Here is a 19619-nt window from a genome sequence, read left to right as displayed (position 1 = left end):
AGGGCGGTGCACACCAGCGCGGTGTGCCGCTGTCGCACGCTCAAGTCATCCAGTTAGATGGGCATGCGGTAGCCGTAGTACTCATGGTCCTCGTTGTACCCGCCGTGTCCCCATCCGACATCACGGAAATCCGCAACGAGTTCGATGGCCTCGATCCACTTGACTTGTTTGAAGCCGAGCTCCAGTTCGTTGCGCAGACGCAGCGGTGCACCGTGAGCCTCGCTGAGCGGTTGCCCGTTCATCTCGTACGCCAGCAAGGCCATCGGTTCACGCATGTGCTCGATGCGGTGGCAGTCGTAGTACCGCCCGTGACCGGGTTCGGCGCCGTCGGCGAACGAGTAGAACACCACCCATCGAGCCTGCGGTAACGGGCGCACCATCGCCAGGATGTCGGCCATCCGGACGCCACCCCATTTGGCCACCCCCGACCAGCCCTGAATGCAGTAGTGCTGGGTGATCTGCTCGTGTTTGGGCAGTGCAAGCAGTTCTGAGTAGGACAACTCAGTCGGAGTGGCCACCAGGCCGCCGATTCGCAGCGTGTATTGCGACCATCCCCCTTGCTGCAACCAGCGGTAGTGCTCGGAGACGGGCAGGGTGCCGTTGGCCCACAAATAGGGCGAGATGTCCTTGTCGGTGTACGACGCCCGCGGATGGGTGCGCTCCATCCCGGCTTTGGCCCACCCGACGATGAACCGTCCGATGGTCTGCACCACCCTCGGGTAGCGGATCGTCAACGGCGAGGCGACCAGCCACAGCGTGATGACCACCGCGGCGGCCAGCACGAATATCGCTACGGCCCAATATGATCGGGTGTCGGTGCCCAGCGTCATGTGGGTGAGGTTTTTCACTGCGCCCGTGGTGAACACCATGGTGACGTGGATCAGGATGAAGCTGACCATCCACAGCCACACCATGAAATGTACAGTGCGGGCGACCTGCCGGTTGAGCGGCCCGCGGCCGGTGCCGAACCGGGCGGCGACCGCAGGCGCCTGGAGCAGGCCGGTGAGAAACGCCAGCGGTGCGGCGATGAACACCGTGATGAAGTAGGCCAGCATCTGCAGCCCGTTGTAGGCGATGAACCCGTGGTTGTCGGGAAAATCCAGCGAGGCGTACTGCACCGCGGTCGACAGCGCATTCGGGAACACGTCCCAGGACTGGGGCACGATCCGCTGCCATTGTCCGGTGCTGAACAACAGCACATAGAACACCGCACCGTTGATCAGCCACAACAGGTCGAAGCTGAAATGCCACCACCGGGCCAGGCCGATGGAGTGACGGAAACCCGGGAGTCCCAGCCATTTCGGAAGGGTCACCGCGTCATCCTTGGAGGTCCAGACCCGTGGTGGGTCGGTCTTGTCCATCCGGTCGGTGGGTACCTCTGAGCGCAGCCGGAACCACTCTGTGTGGGGACGGCAGCCCGAGTTCAGATACAGCCGTGGATGGTCGGCCAGGATCTGCAACCCTGAGCGCAGGATGAACATCATGAACACGATGTTGAAGAAATGCTGCCAGCGCAGCCAGGCCGGGAAACCGCTTCTCACTGCGGGCGCGAAACTGGGCGATGTGCCCGGATAGCGGGTGAGGAAGTCCTGCATCCAACCGTACTGGCGCAGTTGTTGGGCCACTGCGACCATTACGAGCAACACAGCCACGCCGATCGGCAGCAACCACAAGGCGCTAATCCAATGCCGGCCCAGCCGGATCGTGGGGAAGCGTGCCGGGACTTGGGGAATGCCGCCGCCGAAGCGCTGTGGGTCGACGCGGTCGCGCAGCACGGGTTCGGGGTGGTGCCGATCCAACAGCGACTCCAACCGATTACCGGTTGTCATATCCGGCACCTCCTGACCACTACCCCAAACTCCGGCCGATCATGTTTCCTCCCAAAAGGATTGGCCCAGTCAACCCCTCACAGAATCACGGGAAGCCCGCATGCCGGGCGCATGATCCGCACCTCCAATACATTTATGTATGTACGGTACGAAGTCAGGCTAGCGCCCTTAGCTGGACGTTTCCTGTGGCCATCCTGAGCGGATGCGAGGACTGGCGGCGATCCGGAGCGGTTGTCGGCGAAGATAATTGGAGTGGTCCGAGAGATTCCCGAGCCGCCATATAGATGGAAGCCCACAGTGGGGACGCAGTGACCTGTTGTCCCCCAACGACGCAGTGACCATGGAAGCGTCGGCGTCGGCCGGTCAGCCCGCAGTCACATGATCCACGGGAGGTGCCCGTACATCGGGAAGTTGTCGACGAACGGGGGAGCGTCGTTGATCTGTGCGTTGCCCGGTGAGACGCATTCACTGCCGGCATTGGTAGTGGTGCAAATCTGCGGGGCCGGTTTGATGTGCTGGACCGCGGTCGGTGCACCGGCCGTTGCGGCGCCCGCCAGAGGCGCCACAATGACCGATACCGCGACGCCGACCGCCCCTAGCACGGACACAAGGGGATGCTCGCATGATCGGCCACCTTCCATTAGATCGCCGACTGGGCCCCTGGCTCGGGCATTTTGTTAGGTGCATCGGCTCATTCCCAGCCGGCGCTGACCGACGTACTAAGCGAGCGGCGGTACGTTGCCCCATGACCCGTAGGGTCCATTGGCGCCGATGCCCATTCCTGGGCTGATGCTCGGCGGCTCTGAGTACACCTGCGCGTTGCCCGGGCTCTGGCATACCACTGAACCGCCACCATTCGTACAGTTGGCCGAGGGTGCTGCGAAAGCACCTGGTGCGAAAGCGATTCCCGCCATCACACCAGCACCTGTCAACAGCGACGCCACAGCAACCGCCATCGACGGCATCACAGATCGTCTCGATGTCCTATTCATGGTCCACGCTCCTTTGTCGCCATCCGCCTCTGTAATCAAGCGTTCTCCTCGAGCGCGGCGAATTCATTGGCGCTGGCCCCCAACTCGGACCCGGCTAGCCGGTACAGCGCATCCAGGACGCATAGAGATCACGCCCGAAGGCATTGGGAGACACAGCGGACCGACGAGGAGGAAGATGAGCCGGTGCCGGGTACATCTAACTCAGTGACAGAGGCGGTGTGTGGAGGAGCGCGATGACGGACCCGACCGGTAGTCGGCCATCCTCGACGACGAGAGCGGCTGCGGAGCGGGTGATCGTGGCGGGAGACGACGTACTCTTCCGCGAAGGTTTGGCGTGTCTTCTCCAGCGCTGGGGTTTCAACGTCGTGGCGAAGGCCGGTCGTGTAACCGACCTGCTGCCGCTCGTGCGAGCGACCGCGCCTGAACTCGTGGTGATCAGCATCCCCGTACCGGCCGATCGCCCGGAGGAATACCAGGCGGCTCGGTTGATCCGCAGCGAATTCCCAGGAGCCGGTGTCCTGGTCCTGTGCGCTCACGTCGAAGTTCAACACGCCATCGACGCGCTGTCCGGAGGCGGCGGAATCAGCTACCTGCTGGGCAGTCGGGTGGCCGACATCGAGGATTTCGTTGACATCCTCAAACGCATTGCCAAGGGCGCGTGCATCATAGGCCCCGCGGTCGCTCAAGCTCTGGTCTCGGCGCGCGAGAACAAGGACCCGCTCGCCACGCTCAGCGCGCGAGAACACGAGGTGCTCAGATTGATGGCTGAAGGCCGCTCGAACATCGGCATCGCACGCCGGCTGTTCCTGGCGGAAGGCACCATCGAAAAGCATGTGCACAGCATCATGACCAAGCTGGGAATCCCCGAGACCACAGATGATCATCGGCGGGTCCAGGCAGTCATCGCCTTTCTTCACGGCCGGTGACCGCCGAGCGTCCTGCTTCCTCGCTCGCCGGAGAAGGTTGGCGTTTTGGCTGATGAGTGAGTGGCAGGCTATTCTTGACGGCGTTCCACCGAAGACCGTCGGTCACCGAGCAATCGGTTGAAGGTCCGGACGTATCCGTTGTTCTCGCGAAAGCGGGCTCATCAGATGCCCGGCGGCCCACGCAGGAGGACGAGGCTAACGCTCATTGCTGCGCCCCGACCTGTCTGCGTCGGGGCGTTCGTCGTTTCCGGCCCTGAAAGCCTTGCAAGCCGACCGATGATCACCCATCCACGAGGAGGCAAGCATGGCCAAGGCTGACAAGGCCACCGCGGTTGCCGACATCGCCGAGCAGTTCAAGGAGGCTTCGGCGACGCTCGTCACCGAGTACCGCGGGCTGACGGTGGCCAACCTCAAAGACCTGCGCCGCTCGCTCGGTGATTCCGCCACCTATACGGTCGCCAAGAACACGCTGGTCAAGCGTGCCGCGGCGGAGGCGGGCATCGAGGGGCTCGACGAGTTGTTCGTCGGCCCCACTGCGATCGCGTTCGTCAAGGGCGAGGCCGTCGACGCCGCCAAGGCGATCAAGAAGTTCGCCAAGGACAACAAGGCCCTCGTCATCAAGGGCGGCTACATGGACGGCCGCCCGCTGAGCGTGTCCGAGGTCGAGCGCATCGCCGACCTGGAATCGCGCGAGGTGCTGCTGGCCAAGCTGGCCGGCGCGATGAAGGCCAATCTGTCCAAGGCCGCCGGCCTGTTCAACGCGCCGGCGTCGCAGGTCGCCCGGCTGGCCGCCGCTCTGCAAGAGAAGAAGGCCGGCGAAGAAGCCGCTTAACCCCCGCGACTTGTGGAGCCGCACCGGCGCTCACCGCCGGTAAGACTCCACAAATCGCAACGAAGAAACCACGAAAGGACCAAACATGGCCAAGCTGTCCACCGAAGAGTTGCTCGACGCGTTCAAGGAACTGACGCTGCTGGAGCTCTCCGAGTTCGTCAAGAAGTTCGAGGAGACCTTCGAGGTCACCGCGGCTGCTCCGGTCGCCGTTGCGGCGGCTCCGGGTGCTGCCGCCGGTGGCGCCGCCGCCGAGGCCGCCGAAGAGCAGTCGGAGTTCGACGTCATCCTCGAGGGCGCCGGCGACAAGAAGATCGGCGTCATCAAGGTTGTCCGCGAGATCGTCTCCGGTCTGGGCCTGAAGGAGGCCAAGGACCTGGTCGACGGCGCTCCCAAGCCGCTGCTCGAGAAGGTCGACAAGGCGGCTGCCGACGACGCCAAGGCCAAGCTCGAGGCGGCGGGCGCGACGGTCACCGTCAAATAACACCGCCACTACCACAACTGTGGGGCCGATCCAGCAAATGGGTCGGCCCCACGGTCGTCTTCTCAATGGGTCACAATCTGACGGCAGACCCGTGCTGTGGCCAGTCGGGGTAGGCTACAGTGACTCAAGCCACAAGCGGGAACCGGTGGCGTGATGATGATTGGCGGAAGGATTTCGCGTGGGCATTGGTATCCAGATTGAGGGACTGACCAAGTCCTTCGGCCCCCAGCGAATCTGGGAGGACGTCACGTTCGACCTGCCGGCGGGTGAGGTGAGCGTTCTGCTCGGCCCGTCTGGTACCGGCAAGTCCGTGTTCCTGAAGTCGCTCATCGGGTTGCTGCGTCCCGAGCGCGGCAAAATCATCGTCGACGGCACCGACGTAATCCAGTGCACCGCCAAGGAGCTCTACGAAATCCGCACGCTCTTCGGCGTGATGTTCCAGGACGGCGCGCTGTTCGGTTCCATGAGCCTCTACGACAACACCGCTTTCCCCTTGCGTGAGCACACCAAGAAAAAGGAAAGCGAAATCCGCCAGATCGTCATGGAGAAGCTCGAGCTGGTCGGTCTGGCCGGCGACGAGAACAAGTTCCCCGGCGAGATCTCCGGTGGTATGCGCAAGCGCGCGGGGCTGGCCCGCTCGCTGGTCCTCGACCCGCAGATCATCCTCTGCGACGAGCCCGACTCGGGTCTGGACCCGGTCCGCACCGCGTACTTGAGCCAGCTGCTGATCGACATCAACGCGCAGATCGACTGCACGATCCTGATCGTGACCCACAACATCAACATCGCGCGCACCGTGCCCGACAACATGGGCATGTTGTTCCGCAAGCACCTGGTGATGTTCGGCCCGCGCGAGGTGCTGCTGACCAGCGACGAACCCGTCGTCCGCCAGTTCCTCAACGGTCGCCGTATCGGCCCGATCGGCATGTCCGAAGAGAAGGACGAGTCGACGATGGCCGAAGAGCAGGCCATGTTCGACGCCGGCCACCACGACGGTGGCGTCGAGGAGATCGAGGGTGTGCCGCCGCAGATCCAGGCGACGCCCGGCATGCCAGAGCGCCAGGCTGTCCACCGCCGTCAGGCCCGGGTACGCGAGATCATGCACACCCTGCCGCCCAAGGCGCAGGAAGCAATCCGCGACGACCTCGAGGGGACCCACAAGTACCACTCGACCTCGTTCACCAGCGAGCCGACTGCACGGCACGGCACGGTCGACGATGAGGCACCGACGGGCGCCATCCCGCGCGCGCAGCAATAAGGCCACCCGGTGAGCGTCGATGAGCGCTCACGCGAAGTGGGGCCACCTCCACCCGAAAGGGCTGGGGGACAATGACGCACGAGCAGAAACCGACCTTTTGTCGGATTTGCGAGCCGCTGTGCGGCATGATCGCGACCGTCGAGGACGGCCGTCTCACCGAACTGCGTCCCGACCGGGACCATCCGCTCTCGGCGGGGTTCGCCTGCCAGAAGGGCATCGCGTTCAGCGAGGTGGTCAACGACCCCGACCGCGTCACCACGCCGCTGCGCCGACGGGCTTCCCCGGAAGGCGGCTTCGAGCCCGTCGGCTGGGACGAGGCGATGACCGACATCGCCGCACGGCTCGTCGCCATTCACCGGACGTACGGAGCGGGTGCGATCGGCTGGTACTTCGGTAACCCGGGCGCGTTCAGCTACTCCTACACGCTGAGCCTCACCACGCTGACGACCGCTTTCGGCCCGCGCCTGCACGTGTTCACGGCCGGCTCCCAGGATGTGAACAACCGCTTCGTCGCCAGCCAGTTGCTCTACGGATCACCGCTCGCGTTGCCGGTACCCGACGTGCTGCGCACGGACCTGCTCGTCGTCATCGGCGCCAACCCGGTCATTTCGCACGGCAGCGTGCTCACCGTGCCGCGGATCAGGGACCGCATGCACGACATCGTCAAACGCGGCGGCCGCGTGCTGGTGATCGACCCCCGCAAGACCGAGACCGCCGCCCAGTTCGAGTGGCTGGGCGTCGTCCCCGACGGCGACGCCTTTCTGCTGCTGTCGCTGCTGCATGTGATGTTCGGCGAGAACCTGGTCGACCGGCGCCGGCTCGAAGCACAGGCCGACGGCGGGGCCTGGCTCGAGCGGCTGGCGCGGCCGTTCAGCCCGGAGGTGACCGAGGCGCACACCGGAATCGACCCGCAGACCGTCCGCTCACTGGCCCGCGATCTTGTCCGGACCGAGCGTGCCGCGGTGTACGGCCGCGTCGGTACCAGCACCGGCGAGAACGGAACCTTGACGACGTATCTGCTCGACGCGGTCAACCTGGTAGCGGGCAATCTCGACGTGGTCGGCGGCAGCATGTTCGGCCGACTGGGGGTGCCGGGGGAGCGGTGGCTCAACAAGGCGGGCGGCGCGTTGCTGCGAGCCGTCTACTCGCGCAGGCGCTCGCGCATCGGCGGGTTTCCGTCCGTACTGGGTTCGGAACCGGCAGGGGTGATGGCCAAGGAGATCACCACGCCTGGCCGCGGTCAGGTAAGGGCGCTGTTCGTCGGCGCGGGCAACCCGGTGCTGTCGGTGCCCAACGGCGACGAACTAGAGGCGGCCCTCGAATCGCTTGACCTGATGGTCGGCATCGACCTCTACGTCAACGAGACACTGGCCCACTGCGACTACGTGCTCCCCGCCACGTCGATGTACGAGCGCGACGACTTCCCGCTCCCGTTCCAGACCCTGCAACCCACCCCGTTCCGGCAGGCCACCGAGGCTGTCATCGCGCCGGTGGGGCAGGCTCGTGCGGAATGGGAGATCGTCGAGGATCTCACCGCCAGGATGTGGCGGTCGACGCCCGGACTGGCGATGCTAGCTGCTACTCGAAAAGTAGTGTCGGCGTTCGGCATTCGGCTCTGCCCGCGGATGTTCATCGACGCCGTGATCCGGCTGGCCGAGGGCGGTGACCGGTTCGGTCTGCGGCCGGGGTTGAGCTTCGCCAAGCTCACCGCCCGTCACCCGCACGGCACCGTGCTGGCGGACAATCTGCGCGCAGGCGTGCTGCGCGACACCGTGGTGTACCGCGGTCGCCGGGTGCGGTTACAGCACGACGAGATCGCCGCCGAGGTCGACAAACTGTCGCGGCGCAGGGTTGCCGACGGCTACCCGATGCGGCTGATCGGCATGCGCGAGGCGCGGTCGGAGAACTCGTGGATGCACAATTCACCGCTGCTGATGCGCGGCGAGCGCACCCAGCAGGCGTGCATGCACGTCGATGACGCGGCCGCCGCGCACATCGTCGACGGTGACGTCGTGCGGATCGCGTCGCCGCACGGCCAGATCGAGCTTCCGGTCGTGGTGACCAAGGATATCGTCGCCGGGGTGGTCGCGGTCCCCCACGGCTGGGGGCACAAGGGCACGGCCGGATGGCGGGTGGCCAATGACGCCGGCGGCGCGAACGTCAACCGGCTGATGTCGAGCGACCCGGCCGACATCGAGAGTCTGGCCGGAATGGCGCGGTTGACCGGCGTGCCGGTGCGTGTCGAGCGCGTTGCATCTGGGATTCGGCAAACCTCTGCCGCTACTGACAACTAGCGCTACGTTTTGACGCGGTCGTCGAATGGAGAGGTCATGGTCGCCCGGTTCTGGGTGTGGTTGAGCGCTGGTGTCGTCACCGCCGGTATGTCGGCAGCGATGCTGACGGGCGCGGGTGTGGCGGCCGCCGACGACGGGCCATCCTCGGACGCCGGCGGTTCGAAGACTTCGGAGACGTCGAAGTCGGTTGAGAGTCAAAAGGATTCCCCTGGAAGCGGCGTGACAGGTGGCCGCGTGTCCGATGGCGATGCGACAGGTGCCAGGGTGTCCGGTGGCGCGCCGGGTGCCCGGGTGTCCGGTGGCGCGCCGAGTACTCGCGTCGGCGCGCGCACTCCCGCCGCCAAGACCGACGACTCGAAAGACGCCGACCGAACGGGCCGCGGCGACAACGAGAAGAAACCCGCCGAGGACCCGAAAAAGGACGACACCGCGGCAGACCAGAGGGCGAAGGGCGGGAAGCCGTCCGACGCACCGACCGACGACGCGGCAGCCCAAGGCGCGGCAGCCCAAGGCGCGGCAGCCCAAGGCGCGGCAGTTCAAGACGCGGCAATCGAGGAGCCGGCCACTACAGAGCCGGCCACTGCGGAGGCGGCCACCGTGGAGCCGGCCACCGAGGAGCCGGCAACGCGTGACGCCGCTACCGAGGAGGTTGTCAGCAAGTCCGGCTCGGACCGCGACCGCACCGCCGCGCAGCTATCCGCCGCGGTCGCCCCGAACCCCACGACGGACCCATCGGAGGAGGCCGCCACCGTCCGGGTCGAGCCCGAGAAGAAAGCCGTCATCGACACGGAGATCGACAACAGCCCCGTCCAGGTCGCAGCCGAAGAGCGCACGACGGTCGCCCTCGACAAGGCCGTTGAGACCACCGAAGAATTCGCAATGCGAGCGGTGGCCTTCGCGTCGGCCCCGCCGGCGGCGAACGCCGTGTCGGTACCTCCACTGACCAGGTTGCTCGATCTCGTCGGGACCATCGTGTTCGACCTCTACGCCGTCGCGACCCGACTCATCGGCGGACCACCGATCCTTCCTCCCAACAGCACCGTCACGGTGCAGAGTCGTACCCTGCGGATCGATTGCGGTTGCGCTCCGGGAGAAGGCACCGAGGTGCCGGTCGACTGGTACTTCCCGGAGGTCAAGGAAGGCGCGCCGCCACCGGATCGGCTCATCTACCTACAGCACGGCTTCCTGGCCAGCGGTCCGTGGTACAGCCACACCGCGGCTGCCCTCGCCGAGCAGACGAACAGCATCGTGGTGGCGCCGTCCATCACGTCGAACTTCCTGGCGTCCGACGGCTGCTGGCTCGGCGCGGCACCGATGCACCAGGCGATCGGCAATCTGTTCGCCGACGACAACCCGGCACTCGCCGCCAGCCTCGCCTCGACCGGGTATGAAGGCCAGCTCCCGCAACGGGTCGTGTTGATCGGCCATTCCCTCGGTGGCGGCGCCGTCTCCGGCGCAGCCGGCTACATGTCGAACGATCCCGACACCGCCGACGAGCTCGCCGGGGTGGTCCTGCTCGACGGTGTCGGCATGGACGGCAAGATGGCGGACTCGTTGAGGGAGGTGCCCTCGACAGTCCCCGTCTATCAGCTGGCCGCGCCGAAGTACCTGTGGAATATGTTCGGGGTCGGCAGCACCGCGCTGGAGCAGGCGCGGCCCGACGCACCCTTCATCGGTGTCACGTTGGTCGGTGGCTCGCATGTCGATTCGATGCGGGGCGGAAACCCGCTGATCCAGTTTGCGCAGCAGCTGGTCTCCGGCTTCTCCCAGCCGCAGAACGTCGCGGCAGCGCAGATCCTGATGGTCGGTTGGGTCAACGACATGTTCGCCGAGGAGGGCGATCCGAGAGTTGGCATCTACCCCGTAGGTGACCAGCAGGAGATCAGCATTCTCACCCCTGCGGGAACGGCCACGGCGGTGCTGCTGCCCAATTCGCTGACCAAGCCGTACCTGCTGAACTTCCTGCAACCGTTCATCTCGCTCGGGCAGGGCTTGTTCACGTTCGAGCCGACGTGCGGCGAGGAGGCACCGAGCGGCTCGTGTGCGGGTTCGATGGCTGCCTGACACCGAAAGATTGCGGATATCCACACCAAACGCCGCGTTATCTCTTGACGGAACAGGCTGGACGCGCCAATCTGTTGAGCAGCAATGTATGGACGGGTGAGAAGGATCGAGTCGCCAGCCAGCGCCCCGATGCGTGCCATACATGCGATTGGGTTGTGGATGTTGAGGAATACGCCGTCCTGCGGTACTGTTGGACGTTGCGCTGGCTGCATCCTGCCCACCTAAACCCGCACCTGACACCGGTGTCCTAGCCTGAGCCCCGCTCAGTGATCTAGTCGCGTGCCGTGAGTTCGGGAAGTTGTGGTCGTGAGTGGCCAGCCGAACCGACGCAGATTCGCGGCGCACGAGGATCCGGAAAGAGCCGGCCCTCTTGGTCGCATGAGGTGCTGGAAGGATGCATCTTGGCAGGGTCCCGCCCAAGCAAGACAGCAGAAGCTACGAAAAACTCCGTCCCAGGAGCACCAAACAGAATTTCCTTTGCAAAGCTCCGTGAGCCCCTTGAGGTTCCCGGGCTTCTTGATGTTCAAACCGAGTCCTTCGAGTGGCTGATCGGCTCCGAGGCGTGGCGGGAGAAGGCCCGCGAGCGCGGCGAGGACACGCCTGTGGGCGGCCTCGAAGAGGTGCTCTCCGAGCTGAGCCCGATCGAGGACTTCTCCGGCTCGATGTCGCTGTCCTTCACCGATCCGCGCTTCGACGAGGTCAAGGCCCCGGTCGACGAGTGCAAAGACAAGGACATGACGTACGCGGCCCCGCTGTTCGTCACGGCCGAGTTCATCAACAACAACACCGGCGAGATCAAGAGCCAGACGGTCTTCATGGGCGACTTCCCGATGATGACCGAGAAGGGCACGTTCATCATCAACGGCACCGAGCGTGTCGTGGTGAGCCAGCTGGTCCGCTCCCCGGGCGTCTATTTCGACGAGAGCATCGACAAGTCCACAGAGAAGACGCTGCACAGCGTCAAGGTGATCCCCGGCCGCGGTGCATGGCTGGAGTTCGACGTCGACAAGCGCGACACCGTCGGTGTGCGCATCGACCGCAAGCGGCGTCAGCCCGTCACGGTGCTGCTCAAGGCGCTCGGCTGGACCAACGAGCAGATCACGGAGCGGTTCGGCTTCTCCGAGATCATGATGTCGACGCTCGAGAAGGACAACACCGCGGGCACCGACGAGGCGCTGCTGGACATCTACCGCAAGCTGCGTCCGGGCGAGCCGCCGACCAAGGAGTCCGCGCAGACCCTGCTGGAGAACCTGTTCTTCAAGGAGAAGCGCTATGACCTGGCCCGCGTCGGCCGCTACAAGGTCAACAAGAAGCTCGGCATCACCGCGAACCCGGCCGAGACCACGTCGACGACGCTGACCGAAGAGGACGTCGTCGCGACCATCGAGTACCTGGTGCGGCTGCATGACGGTCAGAGCACCATGACGGTTCCCGGCGGAGTAGAGGTTCCCGTCGAGGTGGACGACATCGACCACTTCGGCAACCGTCGGCTGCGCACCGTCGGTGAGCTGATCCAGAACCAGATCAGGGTCGGCCTGTCGCGCATGGAGCGGGTCGTGCGTGAGCGCATGACCACTCAGGACGTCGAGGCGATCACGCCGCAGACCCTGATCAACATCCGCCCCGTCGTGGCGGCGATCAAGGAGTTCTTCGGCACCAGCCAGCTGTCGCAGTTCATGGATCAGAACAACCCGCTGTCGGGTCTGACCCACAAGCGCCGCCTGTCGGCGCTGGGCCCCGGCGGTCTGTCACGTGAGCGCGCCGGCCTCGAGGTCCGCGACGTGCACTCGAGTCACTACGGCCGGATGTGCCCGATCGAGACGCCGGAAGGCCCGAACATCGGCCTCATCGGGTCGCTGTCGGTGTACGCGCGGGTCAACCCGTTCGGCTTCATCGAGACGCCGTACCGCAAGGTCAAGGACGGTGTGGTCACGGACGACATCGAATACCTGACCGCCGACGAGGAGGACCGCCACGTCGTGGCGCAGGCCAACTCCCCGATCGATGACAAGGGCCGCTTCGCCGAGGCGCGCGTGCTGGTCCGCCGCAAGGGCGGCGAGGTCGAATACGTGTCCTCCGCCGAGGTCGACTACATGGACGTGTCGCCGCGCCAGATGGTGTCGGTCGCGACGGCCATGATCCCGTTCCTCGAGCACGACGACGCCAACCGTGCGTTGATGGGCGCCAACATGCAGCGTCAGGCGGTTCCGCTGGTGCGCAGCGAGGCCCCGCTGGTCGGCACCGGTATGGAGTTGCGTGCCGCGATTGATGCCGGTGACGTCGTCGTTGCCGACAAGGCCGGCGTGATCGAGGAGGTCTCGGCCGACTACGTGACCGTGATGGCCGACGACGGCACCCGGCACACCTATCGGATGCGCAAGTTCGCCCGCTCCAACCACGGCACGTGCGCCAACCAGCGTCCGATCGTCGACGCGGGCCAGCGTGTCGAGGCGGGCCAGGTCATCGCCGACGGGCCGTGCACCGAGAACGGCGAGATGGCGTTGGGCAAGAACCTGCTCGTCGCGGTCATGCCGTGGGAAGGCCACAACTACGAGGACGCGATCATCCTCTCCAACCGCCTGGTGGAAGAGGACGTGCTCACCTCGATTCACATCGAGGAGCACGAGATCGACGCCCGCGACACCAAGCTGGGCGCCGAGGAGATCACCCGGGACATCCCGAACGTCTCCGATGAAGTGCTAGCCGACCTCGACGAGCGCGGCATCGTCCGCATCGGCGCCGAGGTCCGCGACGGCGACATCCTGGTCGGCAAGGTCACCCCGAAGGGTGAGACCGAGCTGACCCCGGAGGAGCGGCTGCTCCGCGCGATCTTCGGTGAGAAGGCGCGCGAGGTCCGCGACACGTCGCTCAAGGTGCCGCACGGTGAGTCCGGCAAGGTCATCGGCATCCGCGTGTTCTCCCGCGAGGACGACGACGAACTGCCCGCCGGCGTCAACGAGTTGGTCCGCGTGTACGTCGCGCAGAAGCGCAAGATCTCCGACGGCGACAAGCTCGCCGGACGCCACGGCAACAAGGGCGTCATCGGCAAGATCCTGCCCGTCGAGGACATGCCGTTCCTGCCCGACGGCACCCCCGTCGACATCATCCTGAACACCCACGGTGTGCCGCGCCGGATGAACATCGGCCAGATCCTGGAGACCCACCTCGGGTGGGTGGCCAAGAGCGGCTGGAAGATCGACGGGTCGCCCGATTGGGCGAGCGCGTTGCCGAAGGAGCTGCTGGAGTCCGAGCCGGGAAGCATTGTCTCAACCCCGGTGTTCGACGGTGCTCGCGAGGCAGAGCTGCAGGGTCTGCTGGGGTCGACGCTGCCCAACCGCGACGGAGTCAAGCTCGTCGACGACGACGGCAAGGCCGAGCTGTTCGACGGCCGCAGCGGCGAACCGTTCCCATATCCGGTGACGGTCGGCTACATGTACATCCTCAAGCTGCACCACTTGGTGGACGACAAGATCCACGCCCGGTCCACCGGCCCGTACTCGATGATCACCCAGCAGCCGCTTGGCGGTAAGGCGCAGTTCGGTGGCCAGCGGTTCGGCGAGATGGAGTGCTGGGCCATGCAGGCCTACGGCGCGGCGTACACGCTGCAGGAGCTGTTGACCATCAAGTCCGACGACACGGTCGGCCGGGTCAAGGTGTACGAGGCGATCGTCAAGGGCGAGAACATCCCCGAGCCGGGCATCCCCGAGTCGTTCAAGGTGCTGCTCAAGGAACTGCAGTCGCTGTGCCTCAACGTCGAGGTGCTGTCCAGCGACGGTGCCGCGATCGAGATGCGCGACGGCGACGACGAGGACCTGGAGCGCGCCGCGGCGAACCTCGGAATCAACCTGTCGCGCAACGAATCTGCCTCTGTTGAAGATTTGGCCTAATAGTTTTCTAATCCCGAAAGGGGAAAGGGAGTTACGTGCTAGACGTCAACTTCTTCGATGAACTCCGGATCGGCCTGGCGACCGCTGACGACATCCGTCAGTGGTCCTACGGCGAGGTCAAGAAGCCGGAGACCATCAACTACCGCACGCTGAAGCCGGAGAAGGACGGCCTGTTCTGCGAGAAGATCTTCGGACCGACTCGCGACTGGGAGTGCTACTGCGGCAAGTACAAGCGCGTCCGCTTCAAGGGCATCATCTGCGAGCGCTGCGGCGTCGAGGTGACCCGCGCCAAGGTGCGTCGTGAGCGGATGGGCCACATCGAGCTGGCCGCTCCCGTCACGCACATCTGGTACTTCAAGGGGGTGCCCTCGCGGCTGGGCTATCTGCTCGACCTGGCGCCGAAGGATCTCGAGAAGATCATCTACTTCGCTGCCTACGTCATCACCGCCGTCGACGACGAGATGCGCCACAACGAGCTGTCCACGCTCGAGGCCGAGATGGTCGTCGAGCGCAAGAGCGTCGAGGACCAGCGCGACCTCGATCTGGCCGAGCGGAGCCAAAAGCTCGAGGCCGACCTGGCCGAGCTGGAGGCCGAAGGCGCCAAGAGCGACGTGCGCCGCAAGGTGCGCGACGGCGGCGAGCGTGAGATGCGCCAGATCCGCGACCGGGCCCAGCGCGAACTGGACCGGCTGGAGGAGATCTGGACGACCTTCACCAAGCTGGCGCCCAAGCAGCTCATCGTCGACGAGGTGCTTTATCGCGAACTGCAGGACCGCTACGGCGAGTACTTCATCGGCGCGATGGGCGCCGAGGCGATCAAGAAGCTCATCGAGAACTTCGACATCGAGGCCGAGGCCGAAGAGCTGCGCGAGGTCATCCGAAGTGGCAAGGGGCAGAAGAAGCTCCGCGCGCTGAAACGGCTCAAGGTCGTCGCGGCGTTCCAGCAGTCTTCCAACTCGCCGATGGGCATGGTGCTCGACGCGGTTCCGGTGATCCCGCCGGAGCTGCGCCCGATGGTGCAGCTCGACGGTGGCCGGTTCGCCACGTCGGACCTCAACGACCTGTATCGCCGCGTGATCAACCGCAACAACCGGCTCAAGAGGCTGATCGATCTCGGCGCGCCCGAGATCATCGTCAACAACGAGAAGCGCATGCTGCAGGAGTCGGTGGACGCGCTGTTCGACAACGGCCGTCGTGGCCGTCCGGTCACCGGACCGGGCAACCGTCCGCTCAAGTCGCTGTCGGATCTGTTGAAGGGCAAGCAGGGCCGGTTCCGCCAGAACCTGCTCGGTAAGCGCGTCGACTACTCCGGCCGTTCTGTCATCGTGGTCGGCCCGCAGCTCAAGCTGCACCAGTGCGGTCTGCCGAAGCTGATGGCGCTCGAGCTGTTCAAGCCCTTCGTGATGAAGCGGCTCGTCGACCTCAACCACGCGCAGAACATCAAGAGCGCCAAGCGGATGGTCGAGCGTCAGCGTCCCCAGGTGTGGGACGTCCTCGAAGAGGTCATCGCCGAGCACCCGGTGCTGCTGAACCGCGCACCGACGCTGCACCGCCTCGGCATCCAGGCCTTCGAGCCGCAGCTGGTGGAGGGCAAGGCGATTCAGCTGCACCCGCTGGTCTGTGAGGCGTTCAACGCCGACTTCGACGGTGACCAGATGGCCGTGCACCTGCCGTTGTCGGCGGAGGCGCAGGCCGAGGCTCGCATCCTGATGCTGTCGTCGAACAACATCCTGTCGCCGGCGTCGGGCCGGCCGCTGGCCATGCCGCGTCTGGACATGGTGACCGGTCTGTACTACCTGACCACCATGATCGACGGCGACGCCGGCGAGTACGCGTCGGCCGCCAAGGATGCACCGGAGAGCGGTGTGTACAGCTCGCCGGCCGAGGCCATCATGGCGATGGACCGCGGTGCGCTGTCGGTGCGCGCCAAGATCCGCGTGCGGCTGCCGCAGCAGCGTCCGTCCGCCGACGTCGAGGCCGAGTTGTTCCCCGACGGCTGGAAGCCGGGCGACGTGTGGACGGCGGAGACGACGCTGGGCCGGGTGATGTTCAACGAGCTTCTGCCCCAGGACTATCCGTTCGTCAACGAGCAGATGCACAAGAAGATCCAGGCCCGGATCGTCAACGACCTGGCCGAGCGCTACCCGATGATCGTGGTCGCGCAGACGGTGGACAAGCTCAAGGACGCCGGCTTCTACTGGGCCACGCGTTCGGGTGTCACCGTGTCGATGGCCGACGTGCTGGTGCCGCCGCAGAAGCAGGAGATCCTGGACCGCTACGAGAAGGAAGCGGACCAGATCGAGAAGAAGTACCAGCGCGGTGCGCTCAACCACGACGAGCGCAACGACGCCCTGGTCAAGATCTGGCAGGACGCCACCGAAGAGGTCGGCGAGGCCCTGCGGGCGCACTACCCGAAGGACAACCCGATCATCACGATCGTCGACTCGGGTGCGACGGGTAACTTCACGCAGACCAGGACCCTGGCCGGCATGAAGGGTCTGGTGACCAACCCGAAGGGTGAGTTCATTCCGCGTCCGATCAAGTCCTCGTTCCGCGAGGGCCTGACGGTGCTGGAGTACTTCATCAACACCCACGGTGCTCGAAAGGGCTTGGCGGACACCGCTCTTCGTACGGCCGACTCGGGTTACCTGACCCGTCGTCTGGTCGACGTGAGCCAGGACGTCATCGTTCGCGAGACCGACTGCGAGACCGAGCGAGGCATCACCGTCACGCTGGCAGAGCTTCAGGGTGACGCTTTGGTGCGCGATCAGCACATCGAGACGTCGGCCTACGCGCGCACGCTTGCCACCGACGCCGTCGACGCCGAGGGCAACGTGGTCGTCGAGCGCGGCCACGACCTGGGCGACCCGGCGATCGAGGCGCTGCTGGCCGCCGGCATCACCGAGGTGAAGGTCCGCTCCGTGCTGACCTGCGCGACTGGCACCGGCGTGTGTGCGATGTGCTACGGCCGCTCGATGGCGACGGGCAAGCTCGTCGACATCGGCGAGGCGGTCGGCATCGTCGCCGCGCAGTCGATCGGCGAACCCGGCACCCAGCTGACCATGCGCACGTTCCACCAGGGCGGCGTGGGTGAGGACATCACCGGTGGTCTGCCTCGTGTGCAGGAGCTGTTCGAGGCCCGTATCCCGCGGAACAAGGCGCCGATCGCCGATGTCACCGGCCGGGTGCGGCTCGAGGAGGGCGAGCGCTTCTACAAGATCACCATCGTTCCCGACGATGGCGGCGAAGAAGTGGTGTACGACAAGCTCTCCCGTCGTCAGCGCCTGAAGGTGTTCAAGCACGACGACGGCACCGAGCGCCTGCTCACCGACGGTGACCACGTCGAGGTGGGCCAGCAGCTGATGGAAGGTGCTGCCGACCCGCACGAGGTGCTGCGTGTCCAGGGCCCCCGCGAGGTGCAGATCCACCTGGTCAAGGAGGTCCAGGAGGTCTACCGCGCTCAGGGCGTGTCGATCCACGACAAGCACATCGAGGTCATCGTCCGGCAGATGCTGCGTCGGGTCACGATCATCGACTCGGGCTCGACGGAGTTTTTGCCCGGTTCGCTGACCGAGCGCGGCGAGTTCGAGACCGAGAACCGTCGGGTGGTCGCCGAGGGCGGCGAGCCCGCGGCCGGCCGCCCGGTGCTGATGGGCATCACGAAGGCGTCGCTGGCCACCGACTCGTGGCTGTCGGCGGCATCGTTCCAGGAGACCACCCGCGTGCTGACCGATGCGGCGATCAACTGCCGCAGCGACAAGCTGCAGGGTCTGAAGGAGAACGTGATCATCGGCAAGCTGATCCCGGCCGGTACGGGTATCAACCGCTACCGCAACATCCAGGTGCAGCCGACCGAGGAAGCCCGCGCTGCGGCGTACACGATCCCGTCCTACGAGGATCAGTACTACAGCCCGGACTTCGGCCAGGCCACCGGTGCCGCGGTGCCGTTGGACGACTACGGCTACAGCGATTACCGCTAACGCCTAACCGCGCGAGCGCTCACCCTTGTACGGCTTCCGGCCCGGATTTCGTACGAGGGTGAGCGCTCGGCGAGTAGAAGACCGGCACCCGGCTTGATGCTGGCGAACATCGCGTGGTTTCTCTCCGGACTGACCGCGCTGATCGTCGGCGCCGAGGTGATGGTCAAGGGCGGATCCCGGCTGGCCGCCCGGCTGGGCATCAGCCCGATCGTCGTGGGACTGACGGTGGTGTCGATCGGCACCAGCATGCCCGAACTCGCCGTCGGGGTGGTGGCCGCCGGTCAAGGGAGCGGGGCGCTGGCGGTCGGCAACATCGCGGGCACCAACGTCGTCAACCTCTTGCTCATCCTCGGGCTCAGCGCGGTCATGGCCCCATTGGTGCTCCAGCTGCGGACCATTCGCTTCGAGCTGCCGATGATGGCCGCGGCGGCACTGTTGCTGTGGGCACTGGCCGCCGACGGGGTGATGTCGCGGGTCGACGGCGCCATCCTGCTCACCGGTGCGGTCGCCTATACCGCTGCGGTGATCCTGTCTGCGCGCCGGGAGTCGCGGGAAGTCTTCGACGAATTCTCCGATGAGTACGGGCACGTGGCGACGGTGGCCGTCCGCAACCAGACGCTGCGTGAGCTGATGATGCTCGTCGGCGGCGTCGCGCTCGTCGTGGCCGGTGCGGACTGGCTCGTCGACGGAGCGGTCGGAATGGCGCGCGAGTTCGGCGTCTCCGATGCGCTGATCGGGCTGACCGTGGTGGCCATCGGGACCTCGGCGCCCGAACTGGCGACCACGGTGGTCTCCACGCTGCGTGGCGACCGCGACATCGCGATCGGCAACCTGCTGGGCAGCAGCATCTACAACATCGCGTTGATCCTCGGCGTGACGTGCCTGGTGCCCGCGCACGGTCTGCTGCTGCCATCGAGCTTGGTGCGCATCGACATCCCGATCATGGTGATCGTTGCGCTGGCCTGCATCCCGATCTTCATCACCGGCCGACGTGTTTCGCGCGGCGAGGGCATTGCGATGGTCACCGCGTACGGGGCCTACCTGGTCTTCCTGCTGGCCACACAGACCTGAGGGAG

At 65.6% G+C, this 19619-nt stretch carries 11 protein-coding genes; 9 read left to right on the top strand and 2 right to left on the bottom strand.

Features of this window, described 5'->3' with window-relative positions; genetic code table 11:
• Positions 1-53: 53 nt before the first annotated feature.
• Both QGN32_RS07275 and QGN32_RS07270 read right to left on the bottom strand, forming a co-directional pair.
• Entirely contained in the window at positions 54-1829 is a 1776-nt protein-coding gene (locus QGN32_RS07275; protein ID WP_326547935.1) for a molybdopterin-dependent oxidoreductase, read from the bottom strand.
• A 374-nt stretch (positions 1830-2203) separates the two neighbouring features.
• Positions 2204-2437, bottom strand: a complete 234-nt coding sequence (locus QGN32_RS07270; protein WP_326547934.1) for a hypothetical protein — start codon at positions 2435-2437, stop codon at positions 2204-2206.
• A 617-nt stretch (positions 2438-3054) separates the two neighbouring features.
• Here QGN32_RS07270 and QGN32_RS07265 point away from each other — a divergent pair.
• From QGN32_RS07265 to QGN32_RS07225, 9 genes are all read left to right on the top strand, one after another.
• A complete protein-coding gene (locus QGN32_RS07265) occupies positions 3055-3747 on the top strand; it encodes a response regulator transcription factor (protein WP_326547933.1) in 693 nt (230 codons plus the stop codon).
• 304 nt (positions 3748-4051) lie between these two features.
• Entirely contained in the window at positions 4052-4579 is a 528-nt protein-coding gene (gene rplJ, locus QGN32_RS07260) for a 50S ribosomal protein L10 (protein WP_068201382.1), read from the top strand.
• Positions 4580-4664: 85 nt separating this feature from the next.
• The gene (gene rplL, locus QGN32_RS07255; RefSeq protein WP_326547932.1) at positions 4665-5060 is read left to right on the top strand and encodes a 50S ribosomal protein L7/L12; all 396 of its coding nucleotides are present in this window, start codon (positions 4665-4667) and stop codon (positions 5058-5060) included.
• 178 nt (positions 5061-5238) lie between these two features.
• Positions 5239-6318, top strand: coding sequence for an ABC transporter ATP-binding protein (locus tag QGN32_RS07250; RefSeq protein WP_326547931.1), 1080 nt, complete (start codon positions 5239-5241; stop codon positions 6316-6318).
• A gap of 71 nt (positions 6319-6389) precedes the next feature.
• Entirely contained in the window at positions 6390-8612 is a 2223-nt protein-coding gene (locus tag QGN32_RS07245) for a molybdopterin-containing oxidoreductase family protein (RefSeq protein ID WP_326547930.1), read from the top strand.
• A gap of 36 nt (positions 8613-8648) precedes the next feature.
• Positions 8649-10676: an alpha/beta hydrolase gene (locus QGN32_RS07240; RefSeq protein WP_326547929.1), complete on the top strand. Its 2028-nt coding sequence runs from the start codon at positions 8649-8651 to the stop codon at positions 10674-10676.
• Positions 10677-11059: 383 nt separating this feature from the next.
• Complete coding sequence (gene rpoB / locus QGN32_RS07235; RefSeq protein ID WP_326547928.1) at positions 11060-14563, top strand: DNA-directed RNA polymerase subunit beta; 3504 nt, start codon at positions 11060-11062, stop codon at positions 14561-14563.
• Between the two features lie 35 nt (positions 14564-14598).
• Positions 14599-18543: a DNA-directed RNA polymerase subunit beta' gene (locus QGN32_RS07230; protein ID WP_326547927.1), complete on the top strand. Its 3945-nt coding sequence runs from the start codon at positions 14599-14601 to the stop codon at positions 18541-18543.
• 96 nt (positions 18544-18639) lie between these two features.
• The gene (locus tag QGN32_RS07225) at positions 18640-19614 is read left to right on the top strand and encodes a calcium/sodium antiporter (RefSeq protein ID WP_326547926.1); all 975 of its coding nucleotides are present in this window, start codon (positions 18640-18642) and stop codon (positions 19612-19614) included.
• Positions 19615-19619: the final 5 nt, after the last annotated feature.

This window comes from Mycolicibacterium sp. ND9-15 (genome assembly GCF_035918395.1).
Classification (GTDB): domain Bacteria; phylum Actinomycetota; class Actinomycetes; order Mycobacteriales; family Mycobacteriaceae; genus Mycobacterium.
Note: the sequence above shows the minus strand (reverse complement) of the source record. Positions and strands in the feature narration are given on the sequence as shown.